This is a genomic window from uncultured Marivirga sp. (assembly GCF_963974845.1).
GTDB lineage: Bacteria > Bacteroidota > Bacteroidia > Cytophagales > Cyclobacteriaceae > Marivirga > Marivirga harenae.
This window is the reverse complement of sequence record NZ_CAXBEQ010000001.1, coordinates 83247-100724: the sequence shown is the minus strand read 5'-3', so window position 1 is coordinate 100724 and position 17478 is coordinate 83247. Positions and strand designations below refer to the sequence as shown.

Sequence of the window (17478 nt, the reverse complement as noted above, 5' to 3'; positions counted from 1 at the left end):
AGTTTATTTTTCAATAAAGCCCGACACCATGTCCTCTGCCTTTTGAAGTGACGTTTCTAAATCTTCATTTACTAGGGTAACATCAAACTCCTTTTCAAAAGTCATTTCAAACTTAGCTTTATAAAGTCTTTGTGATAAGCTAGATGAAGATTCAGAATTTCGATTTGTTAATCTTTCTTCCAATACTTCTATGGAAGGCACTTTAACGAAGACCGCCAATGCATCTTCACCAAAATATTTTTTTAGTTTTAATCCACCTTTAACGTCCACATCAAAAATTACAGCTTTGCCAGCATCCCAAATCCTTTGAACCTCTTTTTTCAGCGTTCCGTAGAAATTTCCTTCATACACCTCTTCCCACTCTACAAACTCATCTTTATCAATCCGTCTTTTAAACTCTTCAACGGTAAGGAAATAGTAGTCCACCCCATCAACTTCAGTTCTGCCTCTTTTATCGCGAGTGCAGGCTGATATTGAAAAACCCAACTTAGGATTTGTATCTAATAAATACTGAACAATGGTGGTTTTTCCTGAGCCAGAGGGAGCAGAAAAGATAATGGCTTTACCCTTCTTCTTCTTCATTTTAATGAGGCTGTTTCAGAAATCTTACTTTGAATTGTGTTTGCTAAACCGTTAGGAGAATAATTGGGTTTAATATGGTTTTTGAGGCTGTCTGTAATTGACTTACTCAGCAGATATTCTTCACGGCACTCTTCGCAGCGTTCCAGATGCTTCATTAATTCTTGATGTTGCTCTGCTGTTGCTTGTCCGTCTATTACTAATTGTAGCAATTCTGTACACGCTTGGTTTTGCTCAACTTCCATGGTTTGCTTATTCATTAAAAAATTTTGGCTGTTAGCTTTCTAATGCAAATATGCCGAATGTTTCTTTCTACAAAAAATCTGTTTCAATTATTTTCGCTTATCCTTATAGCCTAAGGAACTAGCATACTGTTTCAATTTCTCTTTTAATAAATTTCTTGCTCTGTGTAACCTGCTTCTTACTGTGCCAATTGGTATATCTAAGATTTTAGCCATTTCCTCATAAGTAAAGCCTTCTAAGTCACACAATATTATAACTGTTCTGAAATCCACGTCCAATGAATTCAGTGCATTGGTAATTTCATCGCCAATTAAATGTTGAACAGTTTCAACTCTCAAATCCGTTGTTATATTTTTATTTACAGAATCAGAATTGTAAAAGGTTTCTACCTCCTGATAGTCAACTTTGTTCGGCTGTTTACTTTTCTTTCTGTAATTGTTTATAAAGCTGTTCTTCAAGATTCGAAACAGCCAAGCTTTAGCATTGGTTCCCGTTTCAAAAGAATTAATAAATCTATAAGCTTTCATGAAGGTTTCCTGTACCAAATCCTTGGCATCATCTTCATCTAGAGTAAGCCTAAAGGCGAAATTATACATCGCATCAATATGAGGCATGAATTCCTCATTGAATACTCTTTTTTTATCTTTGCTTTCGTATGACATGCGCTCTCCCACAGAATAGTTTAATTATTGTATATAACCAAAAATTAGTGAGAAGGTTATGTTTTTAAGCGCTCATCTAAAAGCTTACTTTACTAATTTGTAATTTTTAGTTGTAAATAACTTCTTGCCCCCGAGGATATTATTTTCAACCCAAGTTAGTAATTGCTTTTTGATGGTTTTTGTCTTTGAAATTTGTCTTTTTTGTTTCGTTTTTTTTGTGAAGTTTAATTCATTCTGCCAATCCATAGTTTCTATCCAATCCTGCAGCACCCTTGGATGAGTCCCTTTGAACTCGGGGAATCTTAACATATAACCGTAGTCAAAGTTTTTGGGCTTCTCGAAATCATTTTCATCTACTTTGTTGGAATGAATTCGACTTAAAGAGGCAGATTTTTTTGTCATTAATTTTGGTGGGCGCACCCAACCATAATGGTAGATGTAGGCGTCTAATTTTTTCACCCCTAACTTATAAGTCCCTTCTTTAACCCTGTAATTAACACCATCAAAATTTGGGATTCTCCTAAAAGATTGAGCTGATTTCCAGCTATGGATATCTTTTCTATTCCTAACAATTCTAATTTCCCAAGGATACCAACCATGTTCATGCTGATAATGATTGTAATCTCCCCAAAAATGGGTGTATTTGAACAAAAACCCCTCTACGCGCTCATCATCCAGATACTTCTTACAATTTTCAACAACTTCAGTATGGTATTTTTCATGTATAAGCTCATCTGCTTGCAGATAGAAAAGCCAATCTCCGGAGCATGCTTCTTTTGCAATATCTGTCTGATGAGCATTTTCCATTCCTTTCGGAAATTTTTCCGTATCCCAAACAGTATCTATAATTTTGACTTTAGGACTTCCCAAGGACAATATTAGCTCTCTTGTATTATCATCTGGATCACAATCACCCAAGGCCACTACAAATTCATCGACTATATCCAATATCGATGCGATTGATTCCTTAATTGGGTAATACAGTTTACCTGCATTTTTCACCATCGTAAATCCACTAATTTTCATCTAGCCTAAATTTTTAATTTTATTTACTCAATTTTTGACATTAGCAAATTTATCAAAACCTGTCAGGATTGTAACTGATATTGATGATAAAACGTGATGTTCTACAATACTATAATTTCTTAAAACCTGACAGATTTCATCTTTATGATGAACTTGACAAAATAGAATTACTCAATTTCTTAAATTTTGAGTAATTTCGTGTTTATCTTCTCTTACAAATCTTGGAAATAAATGAATTCCCATAATCAAGAACTATATTTTCATGTTGGTCTTGGTAAAACCGCCTCTACTTTTTTGCAGTCTCGGTTTTTTCCAAAATTAAGGGGTATTCATTACACACCCTCAAAGATCTACAGATTTTTTCCAAAAATAGTGAAAAAAGGGGAGCATAACAGATATCTCTTTTCAAGGGAATTTGACAGACAATTCTACACTGAAACAGAAAAAATAGCTAAGCTTTCTGCAGACACTCACATCATCATTATTTTAAGAAGACACGACAGTTGGATTGCCTCACAATACAGAAGATATGTGAAAAATGGAGGAAAACAGAATTTTAATCACTTTATAGACTTGGAAAATGATCATGGCGCATGGAAACAAAAGGATCTATACTTCTTCCCGATGCTCGATTTTATCAAGGATCACTTTACTAAAAAACCGCTAGTTCTGTTTCATGAGGATTTAAAACTGAATTCAGAGAAATTTTTAGATCGAATTTCAAATTATTTAAATGCAGAATATTCGATCGCTGACATTAATCTAAAACCGAAGCATTCGGCCTATAGTGATCATCAGTTGCGTTTGGTAAAGAAATTTAGTCCCATTAATAAAGATAAAGAAACTCACTACTCCAATAGAATTATAACTTTTATTGTTTACCGTTCAAAATGGCTCATCAACCATTTGGTGCTTTACGGTGCAAACCTAATCCCAAAATCTAAATCTGAACCTTTGGTTGATGCAAACCATCAAAAGAGGGTAGCAGAATTTTATCAGGAAGATTGGCAAAAATGCATTGAATTTGCTCAAAAATATTCAGCATGAAGATAAGTGCTACTATAATCACTTTTAACGAGGAGCAGAACATCAAAAGATGCTTAGAGTCTCTACTTGAAGTTGCTGATGAAATTGTCGTGGTGGATAGTCATTCCACTGATCAAACAGAGACTATATGTATGTCCTACGAGCAAGTCAGATTTATCAAAAATGAATTCCCGGGACATATTGAACAGAAAAATTTTGCCATTGAGCAAGCAGCGCATGAATGGATTCTTTCTTTGGATGCTGATGAATGTTTAAGCGATCATTTGAAAACTGAAATAGAGACTATTAAATCGTTCGATCAAACTGATTTCCAAGCCTACTCAATGCCGCGGTTAAACAACTATTGTGGGAAATGGATTAAACATAGCGGTTGGTACCCTGACAGAAAAGTTAGGTTATGGAATAGAAAAATAGGGAAATGGGGCGGTAATAATCCACATGACAAAGTTATTTTAGATACTGACTTACGAGCGGGAAATCTTAAAGCAGATTTGTTGCATTATACGATTGCAAGCTTAAGTGCACATATTAATCAAGTCAATAAATTCTCTGAAATTGCAGCTCGTCAGCTTATGAATTCAGATGAAAAGTCATCGGCCACCTTTAAGATGATTTTCGATCCTCCTTTTATTTTCATTAAAAGATACATCTTACAGTTGGGATTTTTGGATGGGTTTTATGGTCTCTGCATTGCCGTGATTTCAGCTACGGCAAAATTTTTAAAATACGCCAAATACAGGCAATTAAAATCAAAGAAATGAAAATTCTTCACCTAAGTTCTGAATCTAGTTGGCGAGGAGGAGAGCAGCAAATTGCTTATCTGATTGAAGAATTGGATAAGATGGGAGTTGAACCACTTGTGGCCTGCAAACCCAACTCAAAATTCGAAGAACTATGCATTGAAAAAGGATGGCAACACTACCCTCTCAACATGAAAAATTCCACTGATTTCAAATCAGGGATTGGGTTAAAAAAATTATGTCATGAATTATCAATTGACATAGTACACGTACATAGTTCGCATTCTCATGGCACTGCCTACTTATCGTATCTGTTAGGTAATAAAACGCCCGTGGTATTAACGAGAAGAGTAGATTTTGAATTGAAAAATAACTTCTTTTCGAAGCACAAATACACATTTCCTAAAATTAAAAAGATCGCCTGCGTTTCTGATGCAATAAGAGAAATAGTAATAAGAACCACCAAGCAGCCAGAAAAATGTGTGACTATTTACAGTGCTATCAATCATAAAAAATTTGAAGCCCACATTGGAAATGATTTTCTTCGAAAGCAATATAAAATTGCTGATGACATCACCTTAATCGGAAACACAAGTGCGATAGCTCCTCATAAAGATTATTTTACTTTTGTGGACAGTGCCTATTATTATATCCAAAATTTCGATAAAAAAGTGAAGTTTTTCATCATAGGAAAAGGCGAACTGGAACGTGAAATCAAAGATTACATTAAGAAACTTAAACTAGAAGATTACTTTATTTTCACTGGATTTCTAAAGAATATAGAAGAGGTCTTGCCTTCGTTAGACATCTTTTTCATTAGTTCAAAGACAGAAGGCCTAGGTACTAGTGTAATAGATGCTTTTGCGGCAAAAGTACCTGTAGTAGGCACCAAGGCAGGTGGTATTCCCGAATTGGTCAAAAATTTAGATACTGGTCTTATTGCTGAGGTAAAAGACTCTAAAAGTTTAGCCGAAAACCTTTTTGAATTGAAAAAAGATGAAAAGCTTCAGGATCAACTGATCCATAATGCTTATGAATATTCATTGAAGTTTAATACAAAAGTGATGGCTGAAAAATACCTTAATTTATACCAAGAAATTAAGGCATCTAAGTAATTAGGGAACTCATGAAAAAAAGGACAAAAAGCTACCCAATATAATTCGGCATTCTATTTTGTGCTGAAACTATACAACCCCGAATGCTAGCGAAAATAGTAAATTTTGAGGTTTTGAGCATAATTCAATACTCTAAAAAAGCCTCTTTTTTTTTTAGTGAAGTCAATTTTACCAGCCGTTTTCATTTATCAAGAGAAGCCTAATTAGCTCTTAATTATGCAATCTTACTTTAAAGCCTTTCCCTTTAGTACCAATTGCAATTTTATTTAGTACAGAATCAAATTTGATATTTAGTATTTCTTCCCAATACTTGACGATTTTCTTTTCTTCAAGTCGATTGAAATCGTCTAAATAAACAACCAAATCTGAAGCTAAAAGTGAATGATCATTTAAAAACTCTATGGCAGGAAAACGATTCATTTTCTTTTCACCAGGAGGGCCATCTACCAAAATTGCATCATACTGGTAGTTGGGCAATTTGAACTTTAAGTCCTCTCTATCATACCAGTTTACTGTTTTAGAAATCAACTCGTTTTCTTGACTTCTTAAGGGCACATGTACCAATTCAACGAGATGAGCTAACCCCTCTTTTTCTAATGTATCTTTCACAATTTGTAACCATGCATCATCGTGTTCGACAGAAACAATTTTACAATCAAGGCTGTTTAACTGGACCAGTTTTGCAGCTAAAAAGGTGGATACACCTGAGCCAAACTCTAAATAATATTTCCTATTGTTTAAAATGAGGTCATTCAGTACGATGGATATGGCAAATGGTCTAATCGCATACTGTGTCCATGGTATATAGGTTTTAAAACCCTTTAGCAGTTGCTGCAAAACAAGACTATCTGCATAGATGTCTTCTAATAACTGCTGTTGTTTGAGTATTTTTTTCCTGATAATATTCATCTACCTAATTAAAATATTTCTTCTAGTAAGTCTATTTGTTTTTGGGCTCTAGTTTCCCAGCTTAATGATAATGCGACATCCTTCAGCTCTCGCCTAGCATTCTCCATCTTATCCTGATTACCTAAAAAAGACTCAATTTCTCGAGCCGCCTGTTCTGGCTTTTCCCAATCAACGAATAAACCGGTATTAGCATTTTCAATGAACTCTTCCAAAGATGGTAATTTGGTAGCAAATACTGGCAAATTAAATGAATAATAGTCCAGCAGTTTTAAAGGAACTGTTAAATATCGATTAAAAAAATTATCCATTAGTGGCAAAAGACCTGCTTGAGCATTTTGGAGGAGATGATGTAATTCCTTCTTATCTAACCAACCCGTGATCTCAAGTTTGTTATCCAATCTCTTCTGCGTGATTTGCGATTCAACTTTAGCAATCTCAGCTTTTGATTTACCTCCAATAATCTTAATTTTTATTGACTCATCGAGGTATTCTGAAAGTTTAAATATATTGGAAATACCTTTTAATGCATCTAGAGAACCTACATACACCAAATATTTTTGGTCAATTGTCGGTTTCTTCTTGTCCCTAATGATTAATCCAGTGTGAAATACATTAATAGATTGGTGGGGATAATATTTTCTAAAAACTTGCTTTTGAACATTGCTTAAACAAATAATCCCATCCAGTTTTTTCAGAAATAATTTCTCTAATTTCTGCTTTCTTGCCAGACGATTGGAATTCAGATCAGTTCTTACCTTTAGGTCGGTATAAAAATCATGCGTCTCAAAATAAACTTTCCAGTTCGATTTTTTGAGAGTAACCAGATAGGGTAAAAAACCTAATGTCCTTGTAATTATCAGTTGTTGAGATTTATTCCTAGAAAGATTTAGAATACAAAATAAATAAAAGAAAATAGAGAACTTCTGCCTTTTGAAGGTTCGAATCTTAAGATTCTCTGGAATAATTGTATTAAACCTATCTTCTAAATACGGTCTAATGGGCTGACTTGACCCACTTCTAACATAAAGGTTGATTTCTTGACCTTTTTCAGCAATTGACAAAGCATTGTAAAACACAAAATTAACTGATGGTGACATGGAGGTAATATCTACCGAATGAACATAAGAAATCAACCTATTCATACATTACTTTTTTCTTCCCTTTTCAAATTAGTTATAAAACAAAAAAGAGACTAAACTTCTAATTTAGTCTCTTCTAATGGTTAATTAAGCATGAATATCTTAATATCTATAATACTCTGGTTTAAATGGTCCTTCAACCTCAACTCCAATGTAATCTGCTTGGTCTTTGCTTAAAGAATCTAGTTCTACTCCAATTTTAGCCAAGTGCAATGCTGCAACTTTTTCATCTAAGTGCTTAGGCAACATATAAACAGCATTCTCATAATTATCTTTACGAGTCCACAATTCGATTTGAGCCAATGTTTGATTTGTAAATGAATTAGACATTACAAATGACGGGTGACCTGTAGCACAACCAAGGTTTACCAATCTACCTTCGGCAAGAAGTATAATTTGCTTACCGTTTTTCATAGTAACTAAATCAACTTGTGGTTTGATATTGTCCCACTCCGCATTTTTATGTAACCAATCTACATCAATTTCATTATCGAAGTGACCAATATTACAAACAATAGCTTTATCTTTCATCGCTTCAAATAAATCAGAAGTAATGATATCCTTGTTGCCGGTAGCAGTAACAATAATGTCAGCTTCCGGAACTGCTTTCTTCATTGGCTTTACCTCAAATCCGTCCATAGCAGCTTGAAGGGCACAAATCGGGTCAATTTCTGTAACTATAACTCTCACCCCAGCACCTCTTAAGGACGCAGCAGAGCCTTTTCCAACATCTCCATATCCACCAACAACAGCTACTTTTCCGGCCATCATCACATCAGTTGCTCTTCTGATAGCATCCACCAACGATTCTTTACAACCATACTTGTTGTCAAATTTAGATTTAGTAACAGAATCATTAACATTAATTGCAGGCATTGGAAGTGTACCTTTCTTCATACGCTCATATAATCTATGAACTCCTGTAGTAGTTTCTTCTGAAAGACCATTAATACCATCTGCTAATTCAGGATAGTTATCTAAAACCATATTGGTCAAATCACCACCATCATCCAATATCATATTTAGAGGCTTTTTATCTTCTCCAAAGAAAAGTGTTTGCTCTATACACCAGTTGAACTCTTCCTCAGTCATGCCCTTCCAAGCATAAACAGGAATACCAGCAGCAGCAATAGCAGCTGCAGCTTGATCTTGAGTTGAAAATATATTACAAGAACTCCAAGTCACTTCAGCACCTAAAGCCACTAAGGTTTCAATCAAAACAGCCGTTTGAATAGTCATATGCAAACAACCAGCGATTCTAGCACCCTTCAATGGCTGTTCTTTTCCATATTCTTCTCTTAAAGCCATCAATCCTGGCATTTCAGCCTCTGCAAGTGTAATCTCTTTTCTTCCCCAAGCAGCAAGGGAAATGTCTTTTACTTTGTAATTCTGTGTATCTATCATCTTAACTTATTTTCTTCTTGTGATTTGATTAAAGCAACACAAAATTACCACATTAGTTTTAATAAATAAAGAGACTAAGAATTTATTGGATAAAAAGCTTAATGGTTTGACAATAAGCGGACTTCTTTGAACTGGTATTTCTTGAAAATCCCACTATCATCTTCAATTTCTAAAATTCCGTCAGGATGAACTTTCCGTATAATTCCGTTGAATTTACTTACCGAATCTTCATAAAAAGCCACCTTATCCTTCAAATACAAATTGGCCTCGTAAAGCTCATGAATCAATCGGAAATCACCTCCTCTCAAAATTAAATAGTAATGCTCTATTCTTTGGGCAACTTCAAGCAAAAGCTGGTTTAAATCCCAAGTCCTTTGAGTATGAGAAGCTAAGGAAGTAGCAGTTGATAAAAGGTTATCTCTCTGGTTCACATTTAACCCAATTCCAGCTATGCTTTCCGAAATGCTGTTTTGGTTAATGGAGTTTTCAATTAGAATCCCGGCAATCTTTTTCTTGTTAACAATAAGATCATTAGGCCATTTTACAAACAAGTTTGCGTTAGGAACAAGTCTTTTTAACACATCCAAAAGTGCTAAAGACACCATTCGATTCAACTCAAATTGCTGAGAAGGCTTCAAAAATTTTGGTTTAAAATAAACGGAAAAAGTTAAATTCTCGCCTTGTGGCGAATTCCAAGTATTTCCTCTTTGTCCCTTACCCTTTGTTTGGTGATCTGTGATGATAATTGCACCTTCATGAAGTTGATTTTTGGCAGACATTTGTGCCATCAAATCATTAGTGGAATGACAGCTTGGCAGAGAAATCACTTGTTTCCCTATAAATAAAGTATTGGCAAAGATTTTATGCAATATTATTTATTAAATTTACAGCAAATAAACATTTTTGATTTGAAACCAAAAAATAATTAATGAATTCAGAGGCTTTAAGTAACTTAGTGGTGCAGGGAATGCAGGAGAGAAAAGCTCAAGACATCACCATCATAGATTTATCGGAAGTGAAAAACGCAGTAGCTGATTTCTTTGTTATATGTTCAGCTACTTCTGATACTCAGGCAGATTCGATTTCAGAATCTATAGAAAAATACGTATACAAAGAAACACAAGAGAACCCTTGGAAGTCGGAAGGAAAAAACAATAGAGAATGGATTCTCATTGACTTTGTAAACGTTGTCGCCCACGTTTTCAAAAAAGACAAAAGAGAACATTATGACCTAGAAAATCTTTGGGGCGATGCAAAAATCATCGAGGTTGAAAATGTATAAAAAATTATCATAAACATAATGCTAAATGCTAACGTTATGCTAGCAGCATTGTAATAGTAAAAAGTAATGGCAGAAACACCAAAAGATAACAAAAGAAAAAAAATCATACCTAAACCCCCTCAAAAGCCTAATTATCAAATTTGGGTAATTATTATTTTGATCTCAGTGGTTTTTGGTATATCCATGTTTAGTGGCAGCAGTAGTGCTATTAAAATATCTGAAAAAAGATTCGAAAGAATGTATTTGAGTAATGATGTAAAAAAAGTCTTATTGCTCAAAAATCAAGGAATAGTTGAAGTCTTCCTTAAAGAAGAAGCACTCCAAAATTCAAAATATATCCAGGAGTTAGAGAATAGTAATCCTTGGAATTATCAACAAGGTCCGCACTATTCTTTTGAAATTCCTAGTTTAGATATCTTCGATAAAAACTTTGCTCAGCTTGAAAGCCAAGTTCCCGAAGGGGACAGAATTGGTTATGAGGTAGAAGAAAGAACCCAATGGTCGGAAATGTTTTGGAGCTATGGCTTTTTAATATTTTTATTATTTGGTGTATGGTTCTTAATGAGAAGAATGTCCGGGCAGGGTGGACCTGGTGGCCAAATCTTCAATATCGGCAAATCCAAAGCAGCATTATTTGACGCGGAAAATAAAGTTAAAATTACTTTTAAAGATGTAGCCGGACTAGACGAAGCAAAAGAAGAAGTCGCAGAGATAGTAGAATTCTTAAAAAACCCTTCCAAATTCACAACGCTTGGCGGAAAAATACCTAAGGGTGCATTATTGGTAGGCCCTCCGGGTACTGGAAAAACATTACTAGCAAAAGCAGTTGCTGGTGAAGCTGAAGTTCCTTTCTTTTCTTTATCAGGCTCTGATTTCGTAGAAATGTTTGTGGGTGTTGGTGCGGCTAGAGTACGGGATTTATTCAAACAAGCCAAGGAAAAAGCTCCTTGTATCGTTTTTATTGACGAAATCGATGCAATTGGTCGCTCTAGAGGTGGTGGAAGAATGCCGGGTTCAAATGATGAGAGAGAAAATACCTTAAATTCCTTATTAGTGGAGATGGATGGTTTCTCTACTGACTCAGGGGTTATCATTTTAGCTGCAACAAACAGACCAGACGTACTGGATTCTGCTTTAATGAGACCAGGAAGGTTTGATAGACAAGTAAGTATAGATAAGCCAGATATTATCGGAAGAGAGGCTATTTTCAAAGTTCATTTGGGCCCATTAAAGGTAAGTAAGGAAATGGACGCGAAGAAATTAGCTGCGCAAACTCCTGGCTTTGCCGGAGCTGAAATAGCTAATGTTTGTAATGAAGCTGCTTTAATTGCCGCAAGACGAAATAAGAAAGCAGTTGATATGGATGACTTCCAAGATGCTATCGATAGAGTTATTGGTGGTCTCGAGAAGAAAAATAAAATCATTTCTCCAGAAGAAAAGAAAATTGTTGCTTACCATGAAGCGGGGCATGCTGTTGCAGGATGGTTCTTAGAGCATGCAGATCCATTGGTGAAAGTTAGTATTGTACCAAGAGGAATTGCAGCTTTGGGATATGCTCAATATTTACCTAAAGAACAGTTCTTACATCAAACAGAACAATTATTTGATGAAATGTGTATGGCTCTTGGTGGTCGTGCAGCAGAGGAAATAGTTTTTGGTAAAATTTCTACTGGAGCTTTAAGTGATTTAGAAAGAATTACCAAAATGGCTTACAGCATGGTAAGCGTTTACGGTATGAACGATAAAATCGGTAATGTTTCTTTCTATGACTCTAAAGACGGTGGTGATTATAAATTTACGAAACCGTATTCTGAAGATACTGCTAAGGTAATTGACGAAGAGGTTAATAAATTAATAGCCAAAGCTTATGTAACAACTAAAAAGCTCTTGACAGAAAAAAGAGACAAGTTGGAGATTTTAGCACAGCAACTTCTTGAGAAGGAAATAATTTTCCAATCTGATTTAGAGAAATTAATTGGTAAAAGACCATTTGCTCAACAAACAACTTATGAAGCATATACCAATGGTAAAAAGCAAGAAAAATTAGATCAGGAAAAGAAAGAAGGAAAATCAAAAAAAGATGAAGCTGTAGCTGAAGAAACTACTTCCGAATCTTCAAACTCAGAAAATAAAAAAGAGGATAAGTAGGAATCCATTTATCTAAAAAGTAATAGCTCTACAATGATTGTAGAGCTATTTTTTTGCACCTGCTTTGATCAACTTTTCTTCAAGACGATCACTGATAATTAATGACATTGACTCTGATTCAATAAATTCACCCTTTTTGTCTAAAATTATGTAAAATGGGAAATTCCGTATTTTTAAGTCATTTTTATATCTACTTTTTCTAAAGGCATTAGATTGTTCGGGTAATAAATGATGACCTCTTATCCTATTTTGATAAATAAATGCTTTGGTTTTTTCAGGCACTTCATAAGCATCAATACAGATATGCACGAATCTGAAATTGTCCTTTACTTCTAGTTTTAAATCTTCTAACAAATTAAATTCGTGGGCTATGTCTGTATCCCAGATTGACCAAAAAACTAGTAAATACGACCTTTCAGATGAATCACGGGCAATATAGTTCTCCATTGCTCCGTCTATGTCAATTCCAAAAATAAAATCTATTTCGGATCGAACAGATAGCTCCTTTAACTTTTGCATTTGGATCAGTTCCTGAACTATGTTTTTTTCCCTATCATTTAAATCACCTTTAAGTAATTGGTAATTCTCTTCTAATTCGGATAAAGGCAGTCCGATTCTAAAGAAATGATAAAAAACCAAGGCATTTGATTCGGGCTCCCCAAAATCAGACTCTATTTCTGATTTCATTTCAATTTTCTTCAATCCTTTAAAAGCACTGGTATGAAAATATTGATAAAATAATTTATACATCAATTGCCAATACTTGACATAATTGGATGAATATCCCACTATATTTTCCTCAAACTCCTGATTATAATTCTCTATAGCAAAATTAAATAAACGCTTAGCAGACCTATGACTCCATACCGTAGTCTTATAGCCGGTTTCAGCTCCATATTTATCATCACTTAAAGCTAAGTGTTCTATGCTATCTAAAACTTTCGAATAATAAAGGTCTATACTATTGAGTTTCTTAAGTTTAGAATTGCTTAAACTAAGATTTCCAGATCGCCAGTTTTCTACTGACACGATCAAGATGTCTTGGTCATTCCTTTCAGGCTGTGATACTTCAATCTCAAAATCCAAGTTTATGTCTTTAATCCATAAATAGTATTGAGTATCATTCAGACTCAATAAATAGAAATGAAAATCCATTCCTACTAATTGAAATTCTGTGGAGGTTGGGTACGCAAATTTTGGAAAATAGCTTATTAATTGAGGATAAGTTGGATCCTGAAGCTTGATTTTGAAATTTTCTTTATGCTTAAATGTTACCGAACTTGCCGAAAGCTCGAGTGTACTAAAAAAAAATAACAATATGCCGAATAGTAGCTTGCCCCTCATAGTTTTATTAACATAATAAGCAAAATTATAAATATTTGCTATTAGTAGAGAACATATGAGGGATTAATCTGTGTTTTATGCACCCACAGCCTGAAATATCTTCTTGTAAATGGGCTTCCGATAAGCAAATTGAAGCCACAAAACAGGCTTCAATAAGTAATCCATTAATATGGATGGTGATTTAAATTCAATATCATCTATGATACTAGATTCATTTTCATCGATTTTCTCAACCACATGATGATGCTTCCATGATTTTAAAAAGAATGGTAACTTGATGCCTTCATCTACAAATTCAAAAACAGAATCTGAGGTATTATCAAAAGTTATTTTGCTAATCCAATCCTGTTTAAAAAAAATAAAATTCAGTTCGAGATGCACCCTATCACCTGTTTCACAACCTCCAAACTCCTTTAGGTTAACTGGTGGAAAAGGAGGATTCAAGGATAAAAACAGTTTTTCATCAAATCCGCTTTTTACCGATAAAAAGTCTTGGTTGACTTTAGTTTTGAGTCTTAAGTGCATGAAATCAAAATCAATTTAGACACAAAATGTTTGAAATTATTCTTTATATTTTGATCCATAGCTGTGGGTAATAACCTCGCCTGAAGCAAATCTTAACTCAAAAATTTTATCATATTCACTTTCTTTGATTTCCTTTTGTGGCTTTTCAAAACCCAACGCTTCTATTTCTTCAAGAATGGTATTGCTGTGACCTATTACTAAAATAGTATCCACTTTTAATGCTTTTAATTTTGTTGCAAAGTTCTTGGGTTCATATAGTGAGATTTGAAGATTCTGACGCTCCGCAACTGGCTCGGCTGTCTCACGTGTCCGAGCATAATCCGTTGAAAAAATTGAATCTACCTTTATATCATTGAACCAACTAGCCAAATCCACAGACCTTATTACGCCATCAGTGGTGAGAGGAGGATCATTTTTAGGGGTTACATCTTTTTCTGCATGTCGAACTAGATAGATGACTTTGTTTTCATTTTCATTATTACAAGCTGTAGCCAAAAAGCTTAGCAAAATTATTACTACAATAATTCTCATATAGTTTATTTTTAAATGGTTTATATTTTTGGAAATGCCACGATGAACTTGGCCCCTTTACCCAATTCACTTTCACACCACACACTTCCGTTCATTTCCTCTACATACTTTTTGACTATGGACAAGCCAAGCCCTGTGGAAGTCTCATCTCCGGTTGGTTTAGCAGACAAGGTCATGTATTTAGAAAATAATTTTACTTTATCTTTTTCAGATATGCCTGGTCCTTCGTCCTTGACGAAAACATGATGATATTCGTGATGTGTTTCGCTCCCAATTACAACTTTGCTCCCAAATGGAGAAAATTTCAAAGCATTGCTCACTAAGTTCTCAAAAACTTGTTTTAGAAAAAAAGAATCTACCATGACAGTTTTCCCATGGAGAACTTGGCTTGTATCAATTGAAATATTTTTAGACTCCGCTTTTTCTCTAAATTCGGATACAGTTTCCATTAAAATATTAGCTAAATCAACGGTTTTAACTTTATAATTGAGGCTCCTTTTCTGAATGGATTCCAAGTCTAAGATACGCTCAACCAACTCCTTTAGATGATGGTTGGAATTCTCAAGTTTTTCAAAAATCTGAACCTCTTCTTTATCCCACTTCTCACTTTTAAATCCCAAAATTGTTATTAACCCATTCATTTGATTGATGGGACTTTTTAAATCATGAGCTACAATTCCAATTAAATCGTCTTTCTGCTTATTTATATCTGTTAATTCCTTATTCTTTTTCTGCAAAAGTTGCCTTTGATGGGACAATTCATCTTTACTCCTGTTCAATTCAGACAACAATTCTTCTAATTGTTCACTTTTCTCTGTCAATAGTACATTGTCCCTTTCACGAATGCGATTAGATCTTATCAATAAAAAAACTATAATAGTAACAAAAAGTAATCCAAAACTAACAGATAAAATGATGGTCCATTGTAATTCTTTTTGCTTTTCAGAAGCCATCAAACTTTGACTTTGAATTTCTTTCTCTTTGTTCAAAAATGCAATTTCATCGGCACTACCTGTAATATTATCTCCAGCCAAACCCCAAATCAATTCTGAATAATCATTCCCTAGGTATCTCCTAATAATTTTATCCGCTTCTGCTCTATACAAGTAACTTTCAAAATAATTTTTTACAGGTTTATCAAGTCCATTACCTAACTGATAAACAAATCTATATCCATCTCTTTTGACCTGGAATTTACTGTGTCTCTTAACAGGGTGACCCTTGGCAATTTCGATTACATAAAATGGTAAACCAACGTAGCCAACCATCTCCTTATTTCTGCTCACCAATCGAATAATATCCTCATCATTTGGCACATCAACATAATTTAAATTCAATTCATATTGATTACTAAGCTCGTTCAAATCATCTTCATAGGTGGTGCTGGACATAGTAGCTGCCTCATAGCCGTCAATGTGCGTCCTTAAATTACTACCGTCTTCTAATGGAGGAACTGACAGATGCGTAATAAAAACACTAACATCCGGCATATATGAGTAAGAAAAGCCAACTAATTTTGAACGCTCTTTTGTTTTTGAAATTACTGATACCCCAAATGCTGGAATCATTGATTTATTGACATAATCAAATACAGAATCGAAGGTGGGCACTTGCTCCCATTCTACAAAAAGTTTAACAGAATACTTTTTTTCAATAAACCGAAGAAATGAATCCATCATTTCCTTTTCTATTCCTAGTAAATTCCCAATTTCATCTTGATAAATAAAAGGTTCAATTGGGTAATAATAAACTTTAACCTTCCCTGATCCCTTTTCAAGAATTTCCTCAAATGACTGTGCACCTAAAATAAACGTGCTTAGGTACAAGATGGATGATATGACGAGAATTTTTTTCAAGCTATAAAAGCATTTCAATTCTTAAAATAAACAGAAAGCTACCATTTAAAAAAATAATTGACCTATTATGGACGATATTTCCAAATAAGTGCTTCAGCAAGAAACTAAATTTATATTAAAATTACTTAGTGGAGTTCAATTAAAAGGTACAGATAAATTCAAATTTGAAAAATACAGGATTTCCCAAAATTCATCAAAAACTCATAGAAATAATTAAGCTCTGATAGAGGAGTTAATCATTGTTCTGAAAGTCTCCTCTTTTTATAGCTCTAAATATTTCAACCCAAGACATTGGATTAAGAAGTGGATTTATTCTCACAGAACTTCTGGTCTGATCGTAAAATGCTTGTTGCTGAACAAACCAACGATGGTTCATGGAGCCATCAGCAGGCAAGGATTTATACATTTCTTGCAAAGTTGCAGGATCAAGATTTCTGTTCATATTGTCATAATCATCTGGCAGTCTTACAGCAAGAAGCGCTTTCTTGAAAGCTTCCGCAGTAGGTGGCAAATTGTAAACCTGAACCTCATTAAGCATTTCTGTATCAGATTCAAGTTGAAATATTACTTTTAATGTAGATGTCTTTATTTTGGGAACGATGTATGTGGCCTTTTTGAAACCCACTGCACTAATTACTAAACTATCACCTTCTAAAGCAGGCATAGAGAAAAAACCATACTGATTTGTGGATGTTCCTCTTCCAAAGACTGGGGTATATATATGGACTCCAGGAACACTGGCACTGTCTTGATCTAAAACAACTCCCGTAAATTGAATCACCCGGTCTTCCTCCGTCTCTTCTTGAGCATAAGATAGAAAGGGTACAATTACTAAACAAAATAATAATATGGCTTTATTAATCTTCATTCACTACAAATATAATGGATTAAAGCGAATTCTAGAAATATATCTTCCAGTGCTTAGTAA

The 17478-nt window shown here is 34.4% G+C and carries 18 protein-coding genes; 5 read left to right on the top strand and 13 right to left on the bottom strand.

All coding sequences use genetic code 11. The features are described 5' to 3' along the window. Window positions 1-3: 3 nt before the first annotated feature. From gmk to AAC601_RS00405, 4 genes are all read right to left on the bottom strand, one after another. The gene (gene gmk / locus AAC601_RS00420; protein WP_340152171.1) at window positions 4-582 is read right to left on the bottom strand and encodes a guanylate kinase; all 579 of its coding nucleotides are present in this window, start codon (window positions 580-582) and stop codon (window positions 4-6) included. After that, window positions 579-839 (bottom strand): zf-HC2 domain-containing protein, encoded by a 261-nt coding sequence (locus AAC601_RS00415; RefSeq protein ID WP_303271813.1) that lies wholly within the window; start codon window positions 837-839, stop codon window positions 579-581. The genes gmk and AAC601_RS00415 overlap by 4 nt, the downstream gene beginning before the upstream one ends. Window positions 840-911: 72 nt before the next feature. Next, window positions 912-1484, bottom strand: coding sequence for a sigma-70 family RNA polymerase sigma factor (locus AAC601_RS00410; protein ID WP_340152170.1), 573 nt, complete (start codon window positions 1482-1484; stop codon window positions 912-914). Window positions 1485-1568: 84 nt separating this feature from the next. After that, a complete protein-coding gene (locus tag AAC601_RS00405) occupies window positions 1569-2510 on the bottom strand; it encodes a glycosyltransferase family 2 protein (RefSeq protein ID WP_303271811.1) in 942 nt (313 codons plus the stop codon). 231 nt (window positions 2511-2741) lie between these two features. On the opposite strand from AAC601_RS00405, the gene AAC601_RS00400 reads away from it, so the two are divergent. Genes AAC601_RS00400 through AAC601_RS00390 form a run of 3 tightly spaced genes read left to right on the top strand, consistent with a single transcriptional unit; the run spans window position 2742 to window position 5412 of the window. Beyond that, complete coding sequence (locus AAC601_RS00400) at window positions 2742-3557, top strand: hypothetical protein (protein ID WP_340152169.1); 816 nt, start codon at window positions 2742-2744, stop codon at window positions 3555-3557. Continuing rightward, complete coding sequence (locus AAC601_RS00395) at window positions 3554-4318, top strand: glycosyltransferase family 2 protein (protein WP_303271809.1); 765 nt, start codon at window positions 3554-3556, stop codon at window positions 4316-4318. The genes AAC601_RS00400 and AAC601_RS00395 overlap by 4 nt, the downstream gene beginning before the upstream one ends. Continuing rightward, complete coding sequence (locus tag AAC601_RS00390) at window positions 4315-5412, top strand: glycosyltransferase family 4 protein (protein WP_303271808.1); 1098 nt, start codon at window positions 4315-4317, stop codon at window positions 5410-5412. Before AAC601_RS00395 ends, AAC601_RS00390 begins: the two co-directional genes overlap by 4 nt. Before the next feature lie 210 nt (window positions 5413-5622). Here AAC601_RS00390 and AAC601_RS00385 read toward each other — a convergent pair whose 3' ends face one another. The 4 genes from AAC601_RS00385 to AAC601_RS00370 form a co-directional block, all read right to left on the bottom strand. Continuing rightward, window positions 5623-6321, bottom strand: coding sequence for a class I SAM-dependent methyltransferase (locus AAC601_RS00385; protein WP_303271806.1), 699 nt, complete (start codon window positions 6319-6321; stop codon window positions 5623-5625). An 8-nt stretch (window positions 6322-6329) separates the two neighbouring features. Then, window positions 6330-7463, bottom strand: a complete 1134-nt coding sequence (locus AAC601_RS00380; protein WP_303271805.1) for a glycosyltransferase — start codon at window positions 7461-7463, stop codon at window positions 6330-6332. 99 nt (window positions 7464-7562) lie between these two features. Continuing rightward, on the bottom strand, window positions 7563-8864 hold the full coding sequence (gene ahcY, locus AAC601_RS00375; protein ID WP_303271804.1) for an adenosylhomocysteinase: 1302 nt from the start codon (window positions 8862-8864) through the stop codon (window positions 7563-7565). A 98-nt stretch (window positions 8865-8962) separates the two neighbouring features. After that, the gene (locus tag AAC601_RS00370; protein WP_303271803.1) at window positions 8963-9733 is read right to left on the bottom strand and encodes a biotin--[acetyl-CoA-carboxylase] ligase; all 771 of its coding nucleotides are present in this window, start codon (window positions 9731-9733) and stop codon (window positions 8963-8965) included. 59 nt (window positions 9734-9792) lie between these two features. Between AAC601_RS00370 and rsfS the strand changes: the two genes are divergently transcribed. Next, a complete protein-coding gene (rsfS, locus tag AAC601_RS00365) occupies window positions 9793-10146 on the top strand; it encodes a ribosome silencing factor (protein ID WP_303271802.1) in 354 nt (117 codons plus the stop codon). 66 nt (window positions 10147-10212) lie between these two features. After that, complete coding sequence (ftsH, locus tag AAC601_RS00360) at window positions 10213-12294, top strand: ATP-dependent zinc metalloprotease FtsH (protein ID WP_340152168.1); 2082 nt, start codon at window positions 10213-10215, stop codon at window positions 12292-12294. A 45-nt stretch (window positions 12295-12339) separates the two neighbouring features. Here the strand turns inward: ftsH and AAC601_RS00355 are convergent, their stop codons facing one another. The 5 genes from AAC601_RS00355 to AAC601_RS00335 form a co-directional block, all read right to left on the bottom strand. Further along, a complete protein-coding gene (locus AAC601_RS00355; protein ID WP_340152167.1) occupies window positions 12340-13638 on the bottom strand; it encodes a thioredoxin-like domain-containing protein in 1299 nt (432 codons plus the stop codon). 75 nt (window positions 13639-13713) lie between these two features. Next, entirely contained in the window at window positions 13714-14163 is a 450-nt protein-coding gene (locus AAC601_RS00350; protein ID WP_303271799.1) for a hypothetical protein, read from the bottom strand. Between the two features lie 36 nt (window positions 14164-14199). Next, window positions 14200-14694 (bottom strand): histidine phosphatase family protein, encoded by a 495-nt coding sequence (locus tag AAC601_RS00345; RefSeq protein WP_303271798.1) that lies wholly within the window; start codon window positions 14692-14694, stop codon window positions 14200-14202. Window positions 14695-14714: 20 nt separating this feature from the next. Continuing rightward, entirely contained in the window at window positions 14715-16550 is a 1836-nt protein-coding gene (locus AAC601_RS00340) for an ATP-binding protein (RefSeq protein WP_303271797.1), read from the bottom strand. Window positions 16551-16782: 232 nt separating this feature from the next. After that, window positions 16783-17418, bottom strand: a complete 636-nt coding sequence (locus AAC601_RS00335; protein ID WP_303271796.1) for a carboxypeptidase-like regulatory domain-containing protein — start codon at window positions 17416-17418, stop codon at window positions 16783-16785. Window positions 17419-17478 lie beyond the last annotated feature (60 nt).